The sequence below is a fragment of the Vagococcus zengguangii genome (assembly GCF_005145005.1).
GTDB classification, from domain to species: domain Bacteria; phylum Bacillota; class Bacilli; order Lactobacillales; family Vagococcaceae; genus Vagococcus_A; species Vagococcus_A zengguangii.
On record NZ_CP039712.1, the window covers coordinates 894,693 to 913,289 of the forward strand.

An 18,597-nucleotide genomic window follows, 5' to 3' on the forward strand; every position below is an offset into this window, starting at 1 on the left:
TCTAGCCATATAAAGGAGCTAATAACAATGTACGGAGCAATTGAGGCAGGAGGCACAAAATTTGTTTGTGCAGTGAGTAATGAAGCATTAGAAGTAGTAGCAAGAGTTAGTATTCCAACTGAAGCACCAGAGGTAACAATGCAAGCGGTTTACGAATTCTTTGATCAATATGAATTAACCAGTATGGGTGTTGGTTCATTCGGTCCGATTGATGTGAATGAAGCGTCACCTACTTATGGTTATATTACGTCTACGCCTAAATTAAAGTGGCAACATGTTAATTTATTAGGCATGCTAAAAGAACGTTACAATATTCCTATCGGATGGACGACAGATGTTAATGCGGCAGCTTATGGCGAATTAACGTTTGGAGCAGCTAAAAACAAGCAAAATTGTGTTTATTTAACAATTGGCACAGGTGTTGGTGGCGGAGGCGTTATTAACGGTCAATTATTACAAGGGTTCGGCCACCCTGAAATGGGGCATATTCATATTAAACGTCTTGAAGGTGATACGTTCGAAGGGGTTTGTCCATTCCATAAAGATTGTGTTGAAGGGCTAGTAGCTGGGCCAGCACTTGAAAAACGTACGGGTAAGAAAGGCGTTGAGGTGGCACCAGATGATGAGGTTTGGAAAATCCAAGCTCATTATATTGCGCAAGCTTTAATGACTTATACGTTAGTTTTATCACCAGAAACCATTATTCTAGGTGGTGGTGTTATGCATCAAGAACAACTTTTTCCACTAATTCGTGAAGCGTTTGCCGAATTAGTAGCGGGTTATGTAGCGTATCCAGATTTAGAAACGTACATTGTTCCAACTAAACTTGGTGATAATAGTGGGATTATGGGGTGCCTTCAATTAGCCAAAGAAGCTGCGCAATAAGCAATAAATAGTTGCAATAAATGACTTATTTGATGAGGAGAGTAAAATATGGCAATATTAGCATTTGATTGGGGCGGTACCAATGTTAAGTACGGTGTATGGCATGAGGAACAATTAATAGAGCAGGGGATTGATAAAACACCAAAGACGTTTGAAGAAATGAAGGTTTTATTACTGCATATTAAAACGACTTATGAAGATACATATGATTTTGAAGGTGTGGCAATCAGTGCGCCAGGTGCGGTAAATTATGAAACTGGCGTTATTGAAGGTTTAAGCGCCATTCCATATATTCACCATTTTGATATTAGACAGGAACTGACTGAGTTATTTGAGTTACCTGTTCGTTTTGAGAACGATGCGAATGCAGCAGGGATTGCGGAGACGTGGCAAGGAATAGCAAAAGGACTTGATAATGTTCTATTTGTTGTTTTAGGAACTGGAGTCGGTGGTGCGATTATTCAAAAAGGAAAATTAAATGTGGGAGCCCATCGTTATGGGGGCGAATTTGGTTTAATGTACTTGAATCATGAGAATACTTTTAGTGAACTAGGAACAGCCGTTAAAATGGCAGAACGGTATGCTCGTCGTAGTAATCAAAAAATTGACGAGGTAGATGCAAAAGAAGTTTTTGCTTTAGCTGAAGCAGGCGATGCTTTGGCCCAAGATGAGGTGAATAATTTCTATAATTACTTATCGCAAGGGTTATTTAGTTTGATGTTCTGTTTTGATCCAGATTGTATTGTTATTGGAGGTGGTGTATCAGCTAAAGAAGGTTTAGTTGATGAAGCAACACGTCGAGTTCAGCAAAAGATAGACGCTCTAGGTATTAAGAATTACCCCGCTGATATTCGTGCTTGCCAATTTGGTAATGATGCCAATCTTATTGGGGCAGTAGCTTCTTATTATCAACAACTGTAAAATCCAAGCGAGGATAAGTATTTTTACTTGTCATCGCTCTAGATTGTGGTATGTTTAATAAGTAAACATTTTGATTGAGGAGTTGCTAATGATGAAAAAAAATAAAGATATTGAAGTATTAATTGAAGAAACAACTAAAAATAAAAATGGCGAAACTGTGACAGTTTATGAAATGAAAATTGGTAAAAAAACCATTGGAACAGTTGAAGCTACAGCAAATAATAAGTTTGAAGTTTATTATGATCAAGAGTTAATTAGTACGGTTAAAAATTTAGATGAAGGTTTTGAAGAGATTATCCGTCAATGGAATTTATTCCAATAACAATAAATATCAAAAAAATAAAAAAATTTAAAAAAGTACTTGCATTAGTCAACTTTTTTATGTATGATATAAAAGTAGTCAGGTGAGCAACACCTGATAGCTGGAGGGGTAGCGAAGTGGCTAAACGCGGCGGACTGTAAATCCGCTCCTTCGGGTTCGGCAGTTCGAATCTGCCCCCCTCCATTATATTGGGCTATAGCCAAGCGGTAAGGCAACGGACTTTGACTCCGTCACTCGTTGGTTCGAATCCAGCTAGCCCAGTCTAAGCTACTTTCAAAAGAAAGTAGCTTTTTATTTTTATATCCATTTGAAAACGTATACAATTATTGGTATTGTGGTTTTTATCTAGTCAGTTACCCTGATTAATGATAGAATAATTTATAATGTAAGTAGTTTAAGGAGGCTATTATGACACAATTTGTTACAATTGAACAATTAGTCAATGAACTAGAGTTAGATGTCTATTCTGGTCATGAATTTTTAGATAGAAAAATTACAACTGCAGATATTTCTAGGCCGGGCTTAGAATTAACGGGTTATTTTAATTATTATCCATCTGAACGTATTCAATTATTTGGTAAGAAAGAAACAACTTTTTTAGATAGAATGTCTTCAGATGAAAAAAGAATTGTGATGAAGAAGCTATGTGCTGACGAAACTCCGGTTTTTGTTTATTCTAGAGGCTTAACGCCGACTGCTGAGTTAGTTGAAGCGGCCAATGAAAAAGGTGTACCAGTTTTAACCACAAGACGTTCGACGTCTCGTATTTCTGGAGTGATGTCTAATTTTATCGATTCTAAGTTAGCACCTAGAACATCGATTCATGGCGTACTAATGGAAATTTATGGTTTAGGTGTCTTAATTCAAGGGGACAGTGGAATCGGTAAAAGTGAAACGGGTTTAGAGTTAATTAAAAAAGGTCATCGTTTAGTAGCGGATGATCGCGTGGATGTTTATCAACAAGATGAACGTACAGTTATTGGTGAACCAGCACCTATCCTAGAACATTTAATGGAAATTCGTGGTATAGGGATTGTCGATATTATGAATTTGTTTGGGGCAAGTTCAGTTAGAAGAAGTGTGCCTGTTCAATTAGTTGTTAGGCTGGAACATTGGACGCCTGATAAACAATTTGACCGCTTAGGCGGTGCAGAACAAACCTTTAGAATTGCTGATGTCGATGTACCGATGATTTCTATTCCGGTCAAAACGGGACGAAACGTGGCTATTATTATTGAAGTGGCAGCGATGAACTTCCGTGCGAAGACAATGGGGTACAACGCAACCCAAAAATTTGAAGATAATTTATCAAAATTAATTGAAACCAATTCAGAACAATAGAAAGTAGGGAGAATCATGCTAGTTGCACAAATTAATCCTGTCGCTTTTAAGTTGTTCGGGTTAGAAATTCGTTGGTATGCGCTAATAATTGTTTTTGGTATTATTGTAGCAGGATGGTTAGCGACAAGAGAATCAAAAAAAATGGGTTATCAAGAAGATGATATTGTTGATTTTATGCTATGGGCATTACCTTTATCTATTTTAGGGGCAAGATTGTACTATGTCATTTTCGAGTGGTCGTATTATTCGCAGCATCCAACTGAAATTTTAAATATTAGAAACGGTGGTTTGGCTATTTATGGTGGTTTATTAACAGGCGCCCTGGTGACGTATTTCTTTACACGTAAACGTTACTACTCTATATGGAAATTTTTAGATGTTGCCACACCTGGAGTGATAATAGCACAAGCAATTGGACGTTGGGGTAATTTTGCTAATCATGAAGCTTATGGTGGCGAAACGACTCGTACATTTTTAGAAAAATTACGTTTACCGTCATTCATTATTGATAATATGAAAATTGATGGACTGTATCGTCAACCGACTTTCTTGTATGAAAGTAGTTGGAATGTGATTGGTTTTATCCTATTGCTTATTTTAAGACGTCAAAATTTTTTGAGACAGGGTGAAATCTTTTTAACCTATGTCATGTGGTATTCATTTGGACGATTTTTTGTAGAAGGTATGAGAACAGATAGTTTATACTTGTTTGGTAATATTCGCGTGTCACAAGCGTTATCAGCCGTATTATTCATTTTGGCTATTATCACTATGATTTATCGCCGAAAAGTCGTAAAACCACCACTATACAATATTAGAGGTGTAAGATAATTGGTAAAAATAGAAACAGTATTATTTGATTTCGATGGCACACTAGCTGACACGAATTCATTAATCGCACAATCGTATTTACATGTATTAGACAAATATTTTCCTGGAAAATTTCAAACCGAAGAATCTGTCCTAGCTTTTAACGGCCCGTCATTAGAAGAAGTTTTTTCATCTTTAGACAAAGCGAATGCTGAACAGATGATTAAGGAATACCGTGAATATAATCATGCTAGACATGACGAGTTTATTGAAGTTTTCCCAGATGTACCAGAAGTTTTGGCAAGCTTAAAAAAAGCTGGCGTTAAACTAGCTGTGGTATCTACTAAGAAAAAAGAATTGTTACAACATGGACTGGAATTTTTAAATATTCATGAGTATTTTGATGTTATTCTTGGTAGTGGTGATTTCACTAAAGTTAAACCAAATCCAGAATCATTGAATATCGCGATGGAGCGCTTAGAGGCGAATCGAGAATCGACCATGATGATTGGGGATAATCCGCAAGATATTGAAGCGGCTAATCGCGCAGGGGTTAAAGGGGTTTTTGTCGAATGGTCTTGTAAGTCACTAGCGGATGTTGCAAGTTATCAACCGTATAAAACGGTAAAAACGATGAGGGATTTAGAGCAATTAATCATTGCTGAAAATAATGGAGGAGACAAATGAAACAAAAAGTAGCGGTTTTAGGAACAGGTTCTTGGGGATTGGCGTTAGGTCAAACCTTAATTGAAAATGGTCATGATGTGGTAATGTGGGGACGTGATGAAGCACAAGTTGCGGAAATTCAAGAGCATCATACGAACAAAGCTTATTTGCCTAATATTGTTTTCCCAGAAAGATTAACGGCAACAACTAATATGGCAGATGCTGTTCAAGATGCTGATGCTATTTTGTTTGTTGTGCCGACAAAAGCAATTAGACAAGTTGCACGACAATTAGTCGACGTATTAACCACGGTACCTGTTATTATCCATGCGAGTAAAGGATTCGAACAAGAAACTCACTTTAGAATTTCTGAAATTTTAGCACAAGAAATTCCATCAAACAAAAGAAAAGATATCGTTGTTTTATCAGGGCCAAGTCATGCCGAAGAAGTAGCCGTTCATGATTTAACAACGATTACAGCAGCAAGTAAAAATGAAGCGTATGCTATTTACGTTCAAAAATTATTTAGTAACGGTTATTTCCGTGTCTACACGAATGATGATGTGATCGGTGTTGAAACTGGAGCAGCTCTAAAAAATATTATCGCTTTAGGAGCAGGTGCTATTCATGGGTTAGGTTTAGGTGATAATGCGAAGGCTGCTATTATGACGCGTGGATTAGCTGAAATTACTCGTTTAGGTGTTGCAATGGGAGCCGATCCGTTAACGTTCATCGGTTTAAGTGGTTTCGGTGACTTAATCGTTACATGTACGAGTATCCATTCTCGTAACTGGAGAACAGGTGACATGTTAGGGAAAGGTAAGAGTTTAGACGAGATTTTGTCTTCAATGGGGATGATTGTTGAAGGGGTATCAACGACTAAATCAGCTTATGAACTAGCGCAAGAGTTAGAAGTTGAAATGCCAATTACCGAGGCAATTTATCAAGTCCTATATGAAAACAAGGATGTTCATTACGTTATCGAGGAAATGATGAAACGTGATAATAAATCAGAAAAAGAATTTTAATAAAAACTAAGCAGTCTGAAAAGGGGAATGTGAAGATGACCGAATCAAAAGTGAGAAAAGCGATTATTCCAGCAGCAGGGTTAGGGACACGATTTTTACCTGCTACTAAAGCGATGGCTAAAGAAATGTTGCCAATTGTTGACAAACCAACGATTCAATTTATTGTTGAAGAAGCACTTGCATCAGGAATTGAAGATATTTTAATCGTGACAGGTAAAGCGAAGCGTCCGATTGAAGACCATTTTGATGCTAACTTAGAATTAGAAATGAACTTAAAAGAAAAAGGTAAATGGGAATTATTAGAAACAGTTGAAGCAACTACTGGTATTAATTTACATTTCATTCGTCAATCACGTGCATTAGGTTTAGGGCATGCTGTTTCATTAGGGAAAGCCTTTGTAGGGAACGAACCGTTTGTCGTGATGTTAGGTGATGACATTATGACGGATGAAATACCGTTAACTAAACAATTAATTGATAACTATAATGAAACAAAGGCTTCAACTATTGCGGTGATGGAAGTCCCACATGAAGATACATCAAAATATGGTATTATTGCACCAGAAGCTGAAGTGAAACCAGGTTTATTCAATGTTAGCCACTTTGTTGAAAAACCAAATCCAGATGAAGCACCAAGTGATTTAGCGATTATTGGTCGCTATTTATTCACACCAGAAATTTTTGATTTATTAGAAAAACAAGAACCTGGTGCAGGTGGAGAAATTCAATTAACAGACGCGATTGATGAGCTAAATAAAACACAACGCGTGTTTGGTCACAAGTTCAATGGCAAACGTTATGATGTGGGGGATAAATTCGGATTCTTAAAATCAAGTATCGAGTATGGTTTAGAGCATCCTGAAGTGAAAGGTCAATTACATGATTTTATTATTGAACTAGGTAAACAATTAGCAAAGGCTGATAAAAAAACTTCAACCAAAACTGAATCAAACGTTGAAGTGGAAGCAGAATAATAATAAAAAAGAACGAAGCTGTGGCTTCGTTCTTTTGCTATTTATTGATAATCTTCATAATAATGTTGCTGATAATAATTCATTTGTTCGTTCTTCAGTTCATACTTTTTTTCATCCCATAGTACGACTAGCGTGACAAATAGTGGGATTGAAATGATAAGAGCCAACTTTAATCCGAATGCGCCTAGAAAAATACCTGCTAATAAAGTGAAAAATATAAAAAATAGTCGTCTAATCCCTGTCATAAATAATTCCTCCTCGATACGAACGTTTGTTCTGTTTTTATTATACAAACATTTGTTCGTGTTGTAAAGAGTTTTTTAAAATGAGCGATAAAGTCCGACAACTTTTCCTAAGATTGTACAGGTATCTAGATAAATAGGGTCTAGTTCATCGTTTTCTGGTTGTAAACGAATACGGTTCTTTTCTTTATAGAAAGTTTTACACGTGGCTTCATCTTCAGCGGTCATGGCAATCACGATATCGCCGTTATTCGCTTGTTCTTGTTTACGAACAATGACGAAATCACCGTCAATGATGCCTTTGTTGATCATACTTGTTCCGCGAATCGTTAACATAAACAGGGGACGCGTTTCGTTTTTAAACTCAGGTGGTACAGGGAAAAAATCGGATGCATCTTCTACCGCTAAAATCGGTTCTCCGGCTGTGACGGTTCCTAGGACTGGAATAGTCTCAGGTTGAATCCCTAACAATTGCAGCCCCATTTTGGTTACTTCAATCGCACGAGGCTTAGATGGGTCGCGAAGTAATAAACCTTTTTGCTCCAAACGAGCTAGGTGCCCGTGAACAGTCGAAGTAGAAGAAAGATTGACTGCTTCGCAAATTTCTCGCACAGTTGGTGGATATCCGCGTTGTTCCCCCGTTTCATGTATATAATGTAAAATACTTAATTGACGATTTTCTTTTTTGTTCGTCATGGGAAATCCTCCTAGGATAGTTTTATTAATTAAATTTTAACATACTAGCGAGAAGTTATCAAACACATGTTCGTAGATTGCGAGTTTGTGTTTTATTTAAATATCGATTAAAATAAGTAATTGTATAGGAGGACTGATTATATGTTATCAAAAGACAAAATGGCGAGAATTAATGAATTAGCTCGCAAGAAAAAAGCAGAAGGTTTAACACAAGAAGAAATTTTAGAGCAACAAGCATTGAGAGAAGAGTACTTAACGGTATTTAGAGGCGGGATGCGTCATCATATCGAGGGTATGAAAGTCGTCGATCAAGAAGGAACAGATGTTACGCCTGATAAATTGAAACGTATTCAAAAAGACAAACAAATTCATGGTCGTCATTTAGAAGATTAGTGAAAAATTATACAAAAATGATTGCGTAAGCACCTACATATATAGTAGAATGTAATAAAGGTAAAAAAAACCTAAAAACATAGGAGATGATCATGTTGTTCGACAAAATTGATGAATTAGGCGTTAATACATTACGTACGTTAAGTATGGATATGATTCAAAAAGCAAATTCTGGACATCCAGGTTTACCAATGGGTGCAGCCCCAATGGCTTATGCATTGTGGACGAAACATTTAAAAGTAAACCCAAAAACTTCTAGAAACTGGATTGATCGTGACCGCTTTATCTTATCAGCTGGACACGGCTCAGCATTACAGTACAGCTTATTACACATGGCTGGCTACGATGTGACAATCGAAGATATCAAAAATTTCCGTCAATGGGATAGCCGTACACCTGGACATCCGGAAGTTCATCACACAGATGGTGTTGAAGCAACAACAGGACCATTAGGACAAGGAATTGCAATGAGTGTTGGTTTTGCAATGGCAGAGGCTCATTTAGCAGCAACTTATAACCGTCCAAACTTTAACGTAGTAGATCACTATACTTACGCAATTTGTGGTGATGGTGATTTAATGGAAGGGATCTCTCAAGAAGCTATCAGCTTAGCAGGGCATCTGAAATTAGACAAATTAATCGTGTTATACGATTCTAATGATATTTCATTAGATGGCGATTTAGATAAATCATTTAGTGAAGATGTGAAAGGTCGTTTTGAAGCAACAGGTTGGCAACATATTTTAGTGAAAGATGGCAATGATTTAGACGCTATTTCTAAAGCTATCGACGAAGCGAAAGCAGAAAACACTAAACCAACTATCATTGAAATTAAAACGGTTATCGGTTTTGGTGCACCAAATGCTGGAACCAATAAAGTTCACGGGGCACCCCTTGGAGCTGATGGTATCGCAACAGCTAAAGCTGCTTACGGTTGGGATTATGAAGCCTTTGAAGTACCAGCTGAAGCAAAAGCTCGTTTCGAAGAAACATTAAATGCTAATGGTGAAGCAGCTGAAGCAAAATGGAATGAATTATTTGCTGCTTATCAAACAGAATATCCTGAATTAGCGGCTCAATTATTAGCAGGTTTTGCTAATGAATTACCTGAAAATTGGGATGCAGAAATGCCAGTTTACCAAGAAGACGATGCAGCAAAAGCAAGTCGTGTCACTTCAAGTGAGATGATCCAAGCGTTAGCTAAAACTGTTCCAACATTATGGGGTGGTTCTGCTGATTTATCAGGTTCAAACAATACAATGATTGCCGGTGAAACGGACTTTGATGCTGATCATTACGAAGGACGCAACATCTGGTTTGGTGTGCGTGAATTCGCAATGGCAGCAGCGATGAACGGGATTGCTTTACACGGTGGGACAAAAGTATATGGCGGAACATTCTTTGTTTTCGTAGATTACCTACGTCCAGCTATTCGTTTAGCAGCTATTCAAAAAGCTCCAGTCACTTATGTATTAACACATGATTCAGTGGCTGTTGGTGAAGATGGTCCAACCCATGAACCAATCGAACAATTATCTGGCTTACGTGGCTTACCAAACTTAAACACAATTCGTCCAGCTGATGGCAACGAAACGCGTGCGGCTTGGAAAGTAGCAGTAAGTTCAACAGAACGTCCGACTGTCTTAGCATTAACTCGTCAAAACTTACCAGTTTTACCTAATACTGCGACAATGGCAGATGAAGGGGTAGCTAAAGGTGCGTACGTTATTTCACCCGCTAAAGGCGAAGCAACAGGTATCTTAATTGCAACAGGTTCTGAAGTGGCTTTAGCAATCGAAGCACAAAAAGTTTTAGCAGAACAAGGTGAAGATGTAGCGGTTGTTTCAATGCCAAGTATGAACTTATTTGAAGAACAAACAGCTGAATACAAAGAGTCTGTGTTACCACGTCACTTAACGAAACGTGTAGCAGTTGAAATGGGTGCTACATTTGGTTGGGAACGTTATGTAGGCTTCGACGGTGCGGTAATGGGTATCGATAAGTTCGGTGCTTCTGCTCCAGGTAACACAGTTATCGAAGAGTATGGTTTCACCGTTGAGAATGTTGTTAAAACATATCAAAGCTTATAAAATTTCATTAAGAGAGGAGACACATTAAGTTGTGTCTTCTTTTTTGTGTTAAACTTAGAAAACAATGGTGAGTGTTTTGATGTACGAGCTATTTGTGATATATTATGAGTAGTAAAAAGGAGGTTCACTATGAAAAAGAATGAACTACTAAGCAATATTATTTGGTTTGTAGGTATGCTGGCAGTTTTATTTGCAGTACGCCACTTTATTGTGTCACCTATTCAAGTATCCGGTGATTCAATGTTACCAACTTTAGAGAATAAAGAACGCATTATGCAATTAAAATTTGGCGAACCTGAACGTTTTGAAATTGTTACATTTCCTGCGCCAGATCAACCTGGCAAGAGCTATATTAAGCGGGTTATTGGTGTACCTGGTGATGAAATCAGTTTTAAAAATGATCAATTGTATGTGAATGGTGAGATGGTGGAAGAAAAATATCTATCAGAAGTTAAAAAAGATTATGATACGACGAATCCGTATACGTCATATAAGAAACCGATTGATGCGTCGACTTATGAATTGAAAACGGACTTTTCACTAAAAGATATCGAAGGAATTGATACAACGGTGGTACCTGAAGGGAAAGTGTTTGTTTTAGGTGATAATCGTCCGATTTCAAAAGATAGCCGTTATATTGGTCTTATTGATATCAAAGATATTTCAGGTCGTGTGAAATTTATCTTTTGGCCTTTAGATCGGTTTGGATTAATAGAAAACTAATAAACAACGTTAAACAGCTTTGACAATCTTGTGTCAGAGCTGTTTTTTTGTGCTAAACTTATAGATAATGAATAGATGAAGAAGGTGAGAAGATGTCAGTAAAGTTTTTTTATGGTACGGCGAGTGCGCACCACGATGAAGTCTTAATTGAAGAGGCAGGTAAATGGTTAGCAAGCGGCGTTCAACGACGTGTTTTTTATTTAGTTCCTAACCACGTTAAATTTGAGACTGAGGTAAATGTTTTGCACCAAATGTCTAAACAAAACCAAACGAAGGTGATGGGAACTTTATCACTTCAAGTATTTAGTTTCTCACGTTTGGCGTGGTATTTTTTGCAAAATACAGCCTATTATCAATCCAATAGTTTGAGTAAAACAGGCAAACATATGGTTATAAAAACCATTCTAGAAGAAGAAAAAGAATCGTTGACGGTTTATCAAGGTGAAGTCAATCAGACGGGTTTTGTTGAGCAAGTGGCATCGTTTATTGATGAGTTGCTTCAAGCCAATATCCAAGCAGCTGATTTAGCACAGATTCACCAACGCTTAACAGTGGACCAAAAAGACTTACAGTTGAAATTAACAGACATAGAACGTATTTATGGACGTTACCAAGCCTATTTACAAGAACATAAGATTGAAGAGGATCAATTATTAGTTAATTTATCGGAATATTTAGTGGCGGAAGATTTATCTGATACCTTATTTATTGTGACAGGATTTACACGTTTTACATCACAAGAGCAACAATTAATTCAATCGTTAATGAAACAAGCAGGTAACGTTTGGTTTGACTTAGTTCTTGATCAAGCGGCCGTTGATAAGATGCCAGCTGCTCATAATCTATTTTATGACAGCGGAAAATTGTATCATCAATTATATCATCTTGCTCGACAAGCAAACATTCCAGTTGAGTTCGACCAAAAAACCAACAATCAACGCAACCCAGACTTGTTAGCGTTGGATAATTATTGGGCAGAATCTCAACAACCTACTGGTAAAAAAATTGAGACAAAATTGCAAGATAATCAAACATTATCTATTTGGAAAGCTGAGAATCCACAAGCTGAGGTGGAACACGTTGGGCGTGAAATTCGACGATTAGTCGCTCAAGAAGGCTATCGTTACAAGGATATTGAAGTACTATATCGCGACGAAACTAATTATAGTCCACGTTTTGCTCCAGTGTTCAATGGCTTGCAAATTCCCTTTTATTTTGATGAAACTCAAACGATGAAGCATCATCCACTTGTTGAGTTTTTAGAAGCGTTATTTTCAATTGACGAGCGCTATTTTCGCTATCAAGACATTATGCGCTTCTTAAGAACTGAGTTGTTTTTGCCAAATGATGATGGAAACAGCACACAATCTGAGTGGCTAGCTAATCGGTTGGCTTATCGTGAAGCTGTTGACGTGACCGAGAACGTAATGTTGGCATATGGTTATGAAGGCGGTCATTGGACACGTGAGGAAGACTGGCATTATATTAATTACATCAGTGAAGAAGGTCAACCGGAAACCCGTGATCAACAAATCGAACGTCAATCTAACCAAGTACGTCGTGAATTACGTGATTGTCTAGTACCGTTCTTTGAGCAACTTAATCAAGCGAGTTTAGGTAAGGATGCTGCATTATGCTTGTATCAATTTTTGGTAGCAATTGGGGTTGAGCGTCAAATGATTGTTTGGCGTGATTACTACTTATCACAAGGGAAACTTGAAGAAGCTAAAATTCATGAACAAAGTTGGCAAGCGTTCATTCACTTATTAGACGAATATGTGGACATCTTAGGCGAGCGTCCGTTTGATAAAGCAGAGTTTGTTCGTTTATTAATGTTTGGCTTAGAAGATTTTGAATACGGTAAAGTCCCCACTACGCTAGATCAAGTCAAAATTTCAGTGCTTGATAAAGTTCACGCCAAGAAAAATAAAGTGACGTTTATTATTGGAGCAACTGATCAAGTCTTACCGGCTAAATTAGAAAACACCACCATTTTTTCTGATGATGAGCGTGTCTTAATTGACGAACAATTAAATGAGGAACAGTTCCTATTGCCAAGTAATAGTCAAAGTATCATGAAGGAGCCATTTGTCGCCTATCTAGCTTTCTTATCAACGGAAGAACGTTTGTATTTAACGTATCCATTAAGTGGGGAAAAAGGCACAGTCGGTAAAATATCGCCTTACGTGCTACGATTAGCCAAAGCGTTTGATCTTGAGATTCAGGAGAAACTATTGATGCCCGCTAGTGAATGCTTTGATTTATCGTTTGTTGGAACAGATGAATCATTTATTGAGATGTCAGTGCGTTTGCATCGTCAAGCGTTGGATTTCAAGAGTTCCCTAGCTTCCGGGTGGCAACAATTGCACGAACGCTTATTAAAAAACGGCGCTCCCATTCTAACCCAACGTTATCGTAATGTTATGAAAAGTTTGACGCATAAAAATATTCCCGAGACCTTACAGCCAGCAACTGTAGAAAAATTATATGGTGATACGTTGTACGGATCAGTTTCTCGAATCGAGAAGTTTTATCAGTGTGAGTATAAATATTTCATGACATATGGTTTACGTCTGAAAGAGCGTGAAGTCTTCGATTTAACGCCAGCCACAGCGGGTGAATTGTTTCATGAGGCACTTGATTTAATTTTCAAAGAACTCATCAATTCGCAAAAAACGTTGGCTGATTTGACAGAGGCTGAAATAATGTCGTTATCTGAAACTATTTTGCAACAGTTATTTGAAGAGCGTAAGTACATGATTTTATCGGCTTCAAGTCGTATGAATTATATTAAGTACCAATTAAGCCAGACTATTAAACGTGTCGCGTGGGCCTTGAAACGTCAAAGTGAACGTACGGGCATGAGTATTTTTAAAACGGAAGTGTTATTTGGTGAAATTGCGAAAGAAAAAGGTTACCAAAGTTTAACGGTTGCCTTGGATAATCAAAAACAAATGAAAATTAGTGGAAAAATTGACCGTTTGGATCGTTTTGTCGATACTAAGACCGGTCAGAACTATCTGAGTGTCGTTGACTACAAGTCGAGTGAACATCGTTTTAATTTTGAAGATGCGTATGAAGGGTTAGCCATGCAAATGATAACGTATTTAGATGTTGCCTTGCAAAATGCGGTGTCGCTAGTAGGTGAAGAAGCGGTGAAACCAGCTGGCGCTTTCTATCTTCATATCCAAAATCCGCGACTAAAAGCGCCGATTAAGCAGGATGTGCTAGATGAGAAATTATTGACGGAATTTAAGTATAAAGGCTTATTATTAGAAGATGAAGCCTTACTTGAAGGGTTAGATGTTAGCTTAGAACCGATGAAAGCTTCGGCCGTTTATGATCTTAAACAATTGAAAAGTGGTAAACTTTCTTCAGCACAAACGCTCGAGCAATCGGATTTTGATGCGTTGATTACTCATAATCGTCAATTGTTTAAAGAAGCCGGTGAAAAAATTTATGATGGTGAAGTGAATTTGAATCCCGCTTATCGTAAAAAAGTGCGTATTGCTTGTGGTCATTGTCCATTTAGAAGTGTTTGTCAATTTGACCCGATGTTGAAAGAAAATAATTATCATCGACTAGAAACTTTGAAAAAAGACGAAGTCATTGCACGTCTAAAAATTGATCAGAAGGAGGCAGAATAATGACCGATACACAATTACCAATTCGACCTAGCGATAGTCATTTTACAACGGGACAATGGCAAGCGATTTATGATAGTGGCAGCAATATCTTAGTGTCTGCCTCAGCTGGATCAGGGAAAACCACGGTTCTGGTACAACGCGTTATTGAAAAAATTAAATCAGGCTTAAATATCGATGAACTATTAATCGTGACCTATACTGAAGCCGCAGCTAAAGAGATGAAAGAACGTCTGGTTAGTGCTGTACAAAAAGCTATTCATGAAGAAAATCATGATGCATCGCAACAGCAACATTTAATTAACCAATTAAGCAAAATTCCAACAGCACCAGTTAGTACCCTGCATGCCTTTTGTTTGAAAGTTATTCGTAAATATTATTATTTATTAGAAATCGATCCCGTATTTAGATTGTTGACTGATGAAACAGAAGTCACCTTACTTAAGGAAGAAGTTTGGGAAGGATTACGAGAACAATTGTACAGTCAAGCACCTGAGTGGTTTTATCCCTTAACTGAAAATTTTTCAGGAGATCGAAATGACGATGGTTTAACGCGAATGGTTTTTTCATTATATGAGTTTTCAAGAGCGAATCCTAATCCTAATCAGTGGTTGGATGACTTGGAAAATTTATACGAAACAACGGATAATTTGGGGGATTTACCACTCTATCAAACGTATTTGAAAGCAAATTTGGTCAGTGAGTTTGTTGATGCGATTAATCGTGGTCGTGAAGCGATAACAAGTATTGAAGGAGAACCAGCGTTAGAGAAGCCTCTGACGCTCTTACGTGAAGAAAATGCTTGGCTGGAACAGCTTTATGAATTGTTGTTAGCGGATCAATTAGAAGACGTTTATCAGCTCTTACAAAGTATCAGCTACAAGACGTATAGTGGGCCACGAGGCAAAGACATTGATCCAGCAATTAAAGAAGCCTTCGAAGGAACGAAAGCTTATCGGAATCAAAACAAAGAATTAGTTGTTAATTTAACTAAAGGTTTATTTGCAACGGCACCGTCAGAACAACTTGAAATTTTAGCTAAATCAAAAGAATACGTGCATCATTTAGCAGTGATTACGAAACAGTTTGCGCAAAAATATTTGGAGCGTAAACAAGAAAAAAACAGTTTAGATTTCAATGATTTAGAACATTTGACGTTACAAATTTTAACAGAAAAGGATCCATCTGATGGCACGTATGGTCCTTCCGTTGCTAGTGACTACTACCGTGGCCAATTTAAGGAAGTGTTGGTCGATGAGTACCAAGATATTAATCAGTTACAAGAAACCATTTTATCTTGGTTACGTTCCGATAACGAGGCACAAGGTAACTTCTTTATGGTAGGCGATGTGAAACAGTCCATTTACTCTTTTCGACTGGCTGATCCAACATTATTCATCAAAAAATATAACGACTATGCAACCGAAAAAGGTGGCCGTCGGATTGTATTAGCGGAGAATTTTCGTTCGCGAGCTGAAGTTCTATCATTTACGAACTTCATTTTCCGCCAAGTGATGAATGAATCAGTTGGACAATTAGCCTATGATAACGAAGCGCGTCTGATTAATGGCTTTACAGGTTTTCCGTCATCACCAAATTACCAAACCGAGCTATTAATTTATGAAAATGGTGTCGCTAATGACGAAGACACTGTGATGAGCGAAAATGAGACAACAACTCAAGAGGATACGAGTATCGAATCCGACGATTTTACAATTGATGATAAAACGGAAGGCGAAGTGCGTCTGATTGTCAAGAAAATTAGAGAATTACAATCAAACGGTTTTCAAGTTTATGATAAAAAAGCGAAGCAACTTCGTGCGCTAGATTATCGAGATATTGTAATTTTAACGCCGACTAAGAAAAACAACTTAGTCTTACTTGATCTGTTTAAAGAGTTAGGTGTGCCCTTGCACGTTAACGACACGCAGAATTACTTCCAAGCAACGGAAGTCAAAATTATGTTAGCTGTACTAACGATTATTGATAATCCGCATCAGGATATTCCGTTAGTTTCAGTCTTACGTTCACCGATTGTGGGTCTAAAAGAAAATGATTTAGCAGTGATTCGTACAACGGTGCCAAATGGTAATTATTACCATGCGGTGCAAACGATTGTTAAAGAACAGGAGCTAGAAGTTGATCAAGGATTACGTGAAACATTGATCCGTTTTGAAGAGTCTCTAACCAAGTGGCGTGAAACGGCTAGACGTGTGAAATTAGTTGATTTAATTTGGATGGTATTTCAGGAAACAGGGCTACTAGATTATGTCGCTGGCTTACCAAGTGGCAAACAGCGACAAGCTAACTTACATGCGTTGTATGATCGTGCCATGAAATATGAAGAATCAAGCTTCAAAGGGTTATTTCAATTTGTGCGCTTTATCGAGAAAATGCAACAAAAAGATAAAGATTTAGCTGAACCTAATGCTGTAGGTGAGGAAGAAAATGCGGTAAGGGTAATGACTATTCATGCCTCAAAAGGTCTAGAATTTCCAGTCGTCTTTATTATGGACTTAAATCGTCAATTTAACATGATGGATTTACGTAATCGTTATGTGTTTGACGAAAAACTTGGGATTGGCGTGAAGTATTTAGATAGTTTGACTCGGTTAGAAAGTGTGACATTACCATATCACATTATTAGTCAGGAAAAACGTAAGAAATTATTAGCCGAAGAAATGCGTAAATTATATGTTGGTCTAACACGGGCAGAGGAAAAGCTATTTCTAGTGGGATCCTACGAATCACAGGAAAAAGCTTGGAAACGTTGGGTATTAGCGGCTGATAACACGCTTGAGACGATTAATGATAACTTGCGTTTACAGGCAAAATCGTTGTTTGATTGGATAGGGATGAGCTTGGTACGTCATGAAAGTCTAAAAGAACAGGTCTCAGAACAAACTGATGAAGTGACAACATTATTTAATGATGAAGATGCGCGCTTTTCCGTTTCATTTTATGATTTAAATACGCTTCAGTCTGAAGCTGCATCAAGTGAAGTTGTTACGGATGTTAACGATTTGCCACAAGTTGTAACTGAGCCTGAACTTATTGAAGCAGCCAAAGAACTACTCGATTATCGTTATCAACATCAGGCGGCTCTTAAAACGGCAAGTTATCAATCAGTTTCTGAAATTAAGCGTGTCTTTAGCGATCCGGATGATCGACAATTACTACCAATCGATTTTACAGCTAGTCAAAGAATGGGTGCTAATCGTTTTGTAGAAAGTGAATTCGTGAAACCTAAATTTGTACAAACAGTCAATCAGGTGAGTTATGCGGAAATTGGCACTGCAACCCATTTAGTATTACAATCCCTTGATTTAACTGGCACAATAACAGAAGAAAGTATCAATCAAGTGATTGATCAGCTAATAGTTAATAAAGCGCTTGAAGTAGAAGTTGCCAAACGAATTAATCGCGCGAATTTAGTTGCTTTTTTCCAAACGCCATTTGGAGAGTTTTTACATCAGCATGCGCAACAAACTTACCGGGAACAACCGTTTTCGATGTTATTACCAGCATCTGAAATATATCAAGAATTCCCTGAAAATCAAGATGATCATGTGCTTATTCATGGGATTATTGACGGGTATGTTGAAACCGATGATGAACTAATTTTGTTTGATTTCAAAACAGATTATATCGATGTTCATCAAAAGCAAGTAGCAATTGAAAAACTTAAACAGAAATATCAAGGGCAGTTATACCTATATAAAAAAGCTTTAGAAGCTGAAAAAAAACGCCCAGTTACTTCAGTTAAGTTAGTTTTATTAGCAACACAGGATGTTGTAGATAGTTAGAAAAGTTTAATAATCAGGTTGTAAGGAATGTCGTATATTTAAGATATTCCTTACAA

The 18,597-nt window shown here is 37.5% G+C and carries 15 protein-coding genes and 2 tRNA genes; 15 read left to right on the forward strand and 2 right to left on the reverse strand.

Features of this window, described 5'->3' with window-relative positions; translation table 11 throughout:
- Window positions 1-27: 27 nt before the first annotated feature.
- From FA707_RS04200 to galU, 10 genes are all read left to right on the forward strand, one after another.
- Entirely contained in the window at window positions 28-885 is an 858-nt protein-coding gene (locus tag FA707_RS04200; protein ID WP_168177340.1) for an ROK family protein, read from the forward strand.
- Between the two features lie 48 nt (window positions 886-933).
- Window positions 934-1,806 carry an ROK family protein gene (locus FA707_RS04205; RefSeq protein ID WP_136953049.1) on the forward strand — a complete coding sequence of 291 codons (873 nt, stop codon included), beginning with the start codon at window positions 934-936 and terminating at the stop codon, window positions 1,804-1,806.
- Window positions 1,807-1,894: 88 nt separating this feature from the next.
- Window positions 1,895-2,128: a DUF2969 family protein gene (locus tag FA707_RS04210; RefSeq protein WP_136953050.1), complete on the forward strand. Its 234-nt coding sequence runs from the start codon at window positions 1,895-1,897 to the stop codon at window positions 2,126-2,128.
- Between the two features lie 102 nt (window positions 2,129-2,230).
- Window positions 2,231-2,311, forward strand: a tRNA-Tyr gene (locus FA707_RS04215).
- 6 nt (window positions 2,312-2,317) lie between these two features.
- Window positions 2,318-2,389 (forward strand) — tRNA-Gln (locus FA707_RS04220).
- Window positions 2,390-2,536: 147 nt separating this feature from the next.
- Window positions 2,537-3,469 carry an HPr(Ser) kinase/phosphatase gene (gene hprK, locus FA707_RS04225; RefSeq protein WP_136953051.1) on the forward strand — a complete coding sequence of 311 codons (933 nt, stop codon included), beginning with the start codon at window positions 2,537-2,539 and terminating at the stop codon, window positions 3,467-3,469.
- 15 nt (window positions 3,470-3,484) lie between these two features.
- On the forward strand, window positions 3,485-4,300 hold the full coding sequence (gene lgt, locus FA707_RS04230) for a prolipoprotein diacylglyceryl transferase (RefSeq protein WP_136953052.1): 816 nt from the start codon (window positions 3,485-3,487) through the stop codon (window positions 4,298-4,300).
- Complete coding sequence (gene ppaX, locus FA707_RS04235) at window positions 4,301-4,966, forward strand: pyrophosphatase PpaX (RefSeq protein WP_136953053.1); 666 nt, start codon at window positions 4,301-4,303, stop codon at window positions 4,964-4,966.
- On the forward strand, window positions 4,963-5,973 hold the full coding sequence (locus FA707_RS04240; RefSeq protein WP_136953054.1) for an NAD(P)H-dependent glycerol-3-phosphate dehydrogenase: 1,011 nt from the start codon (window positions 4,963-4,965) through the stop codon (window positions 5,971-5,973). Before ppaX ends, FA707_RS04240 begins: the two co-directional genes overlap by 4 nt.
- 35 nt (window positions 5,974-6,008) lie before the next feature.
- Window positions 6,009-6,947 (forward strand): UTP--glucose-1-phosphate uridylyltransferase GalU, encoded by a 939-nt coding sequence (galU, locus tag FA707_RS04245; protein WP_136953055.1) that lies wholly within the window; start codon window positions 6,009-6,011, stop codon window positions 6,945-6,947.
- Between the two features lie 41 nt (window positions 6,948-6,988).
- On the opposite strand, the gene FA707_RS04250 is transcribed toward galU, so the two are convergent.
- Both FA707_RS04250 and lexA read right to left on the reverse strand, forming a co-directional pair.
- Entirely contained in the window at window positions 6,989-7,192 is a 204-nt protein-coding gene (locus FA707_RS04250; protein ID WP_136953056.1) for a hypothetical protein, read from the reverse strand.
- Between the two features lie 75 nt (window positions 7,193-7,267).
- The gene (lexA, locus tag FA707_RS04255; RefSeq protein ID WP_136953057.1) at window positions 7,268-7,885 is read right to left on the reverse strand and encodes a transcriptional repressor LexA; all 618 of its coding nucleotides are present in this window, start codon (window positions 7,883-7,885) and stop codon (window positions 7,268-7,270) included.
- Window positions 7,886-8,026: 141 nt separating this feature from the next.
- Here lexA and FA707_RS04260 point away from each other — a divergent pair, with 141 nt between their 5' ends.
- The 5 genes from FA707_RS04260 (at window position 8,027) to addA (ending at window position 18,541) form a co-directional block, all read left to right on the forward strand.
- Window positions 8,027-8,278, forward strand: coding sequence for a DUF896 family protein (locus FA707_RS04260; RefSeq protein ID WP_136953058.1), 252 nt, complete (start codon window positions 8,027-8,029; stop codon window positions 8,276-8,278).
- Window positions 8,279-8,373: 95 nt separating this feature from the next.
- The gene (tkt, locus tag FA707_RS04265) at window positions 8,374-10,368 is read left to right on the forward strand and encodes a transketolase (RefSeq protein WP_136954180.1); all 1,995 of its coding nucleotides are present in this window, start codon (window positions 8,374-8,376) and stop codon (window positions 10,366-10,368) included.
- Window positions 10,369-10,497: 129 nt separating this feature from the next.
- Window positions 10,498-11,091: a signal peptidase I gene (gene lepB, locus FA707_RS04270; RefSeq protein WP_136953059.1), complete on the forward strand. Its 594-nt coding sequence runs from the start codon at window positions 10,498-10,500 to the stop codon at window positions 11,089-11,091.
- 92 nt (window positions 11,092-11,183) lie between these two features.
- Complete coding sequence (locus tag FA707_RS04275) at window positions 11,184-14,738, forward strand: PD-(D/E)XK nuclease family protein (RefSeq protein ID WP_136953060.1); 3,555 nt, start codon at window positions 11,184-11,186, stop codon at window positions 14,736-14,738.
- A complete protein-coding gene (gene addA, locus FA707_RS04280) occupies window positions 14,738-18,541 on the forward strand; it encodes a helicase-exonuclease AddAB subunit AddA (RefSeq protein WP_136953061.1) in 3,804 nt (1,267 codons plus the stop codon). Before FA707_RS04275 ends, addA begins: the two co-directional genes overlap by 1 nt.
- The last annotated feature ends 56 nt before the right edge of the window (window positions 18,542-18,597 follow it).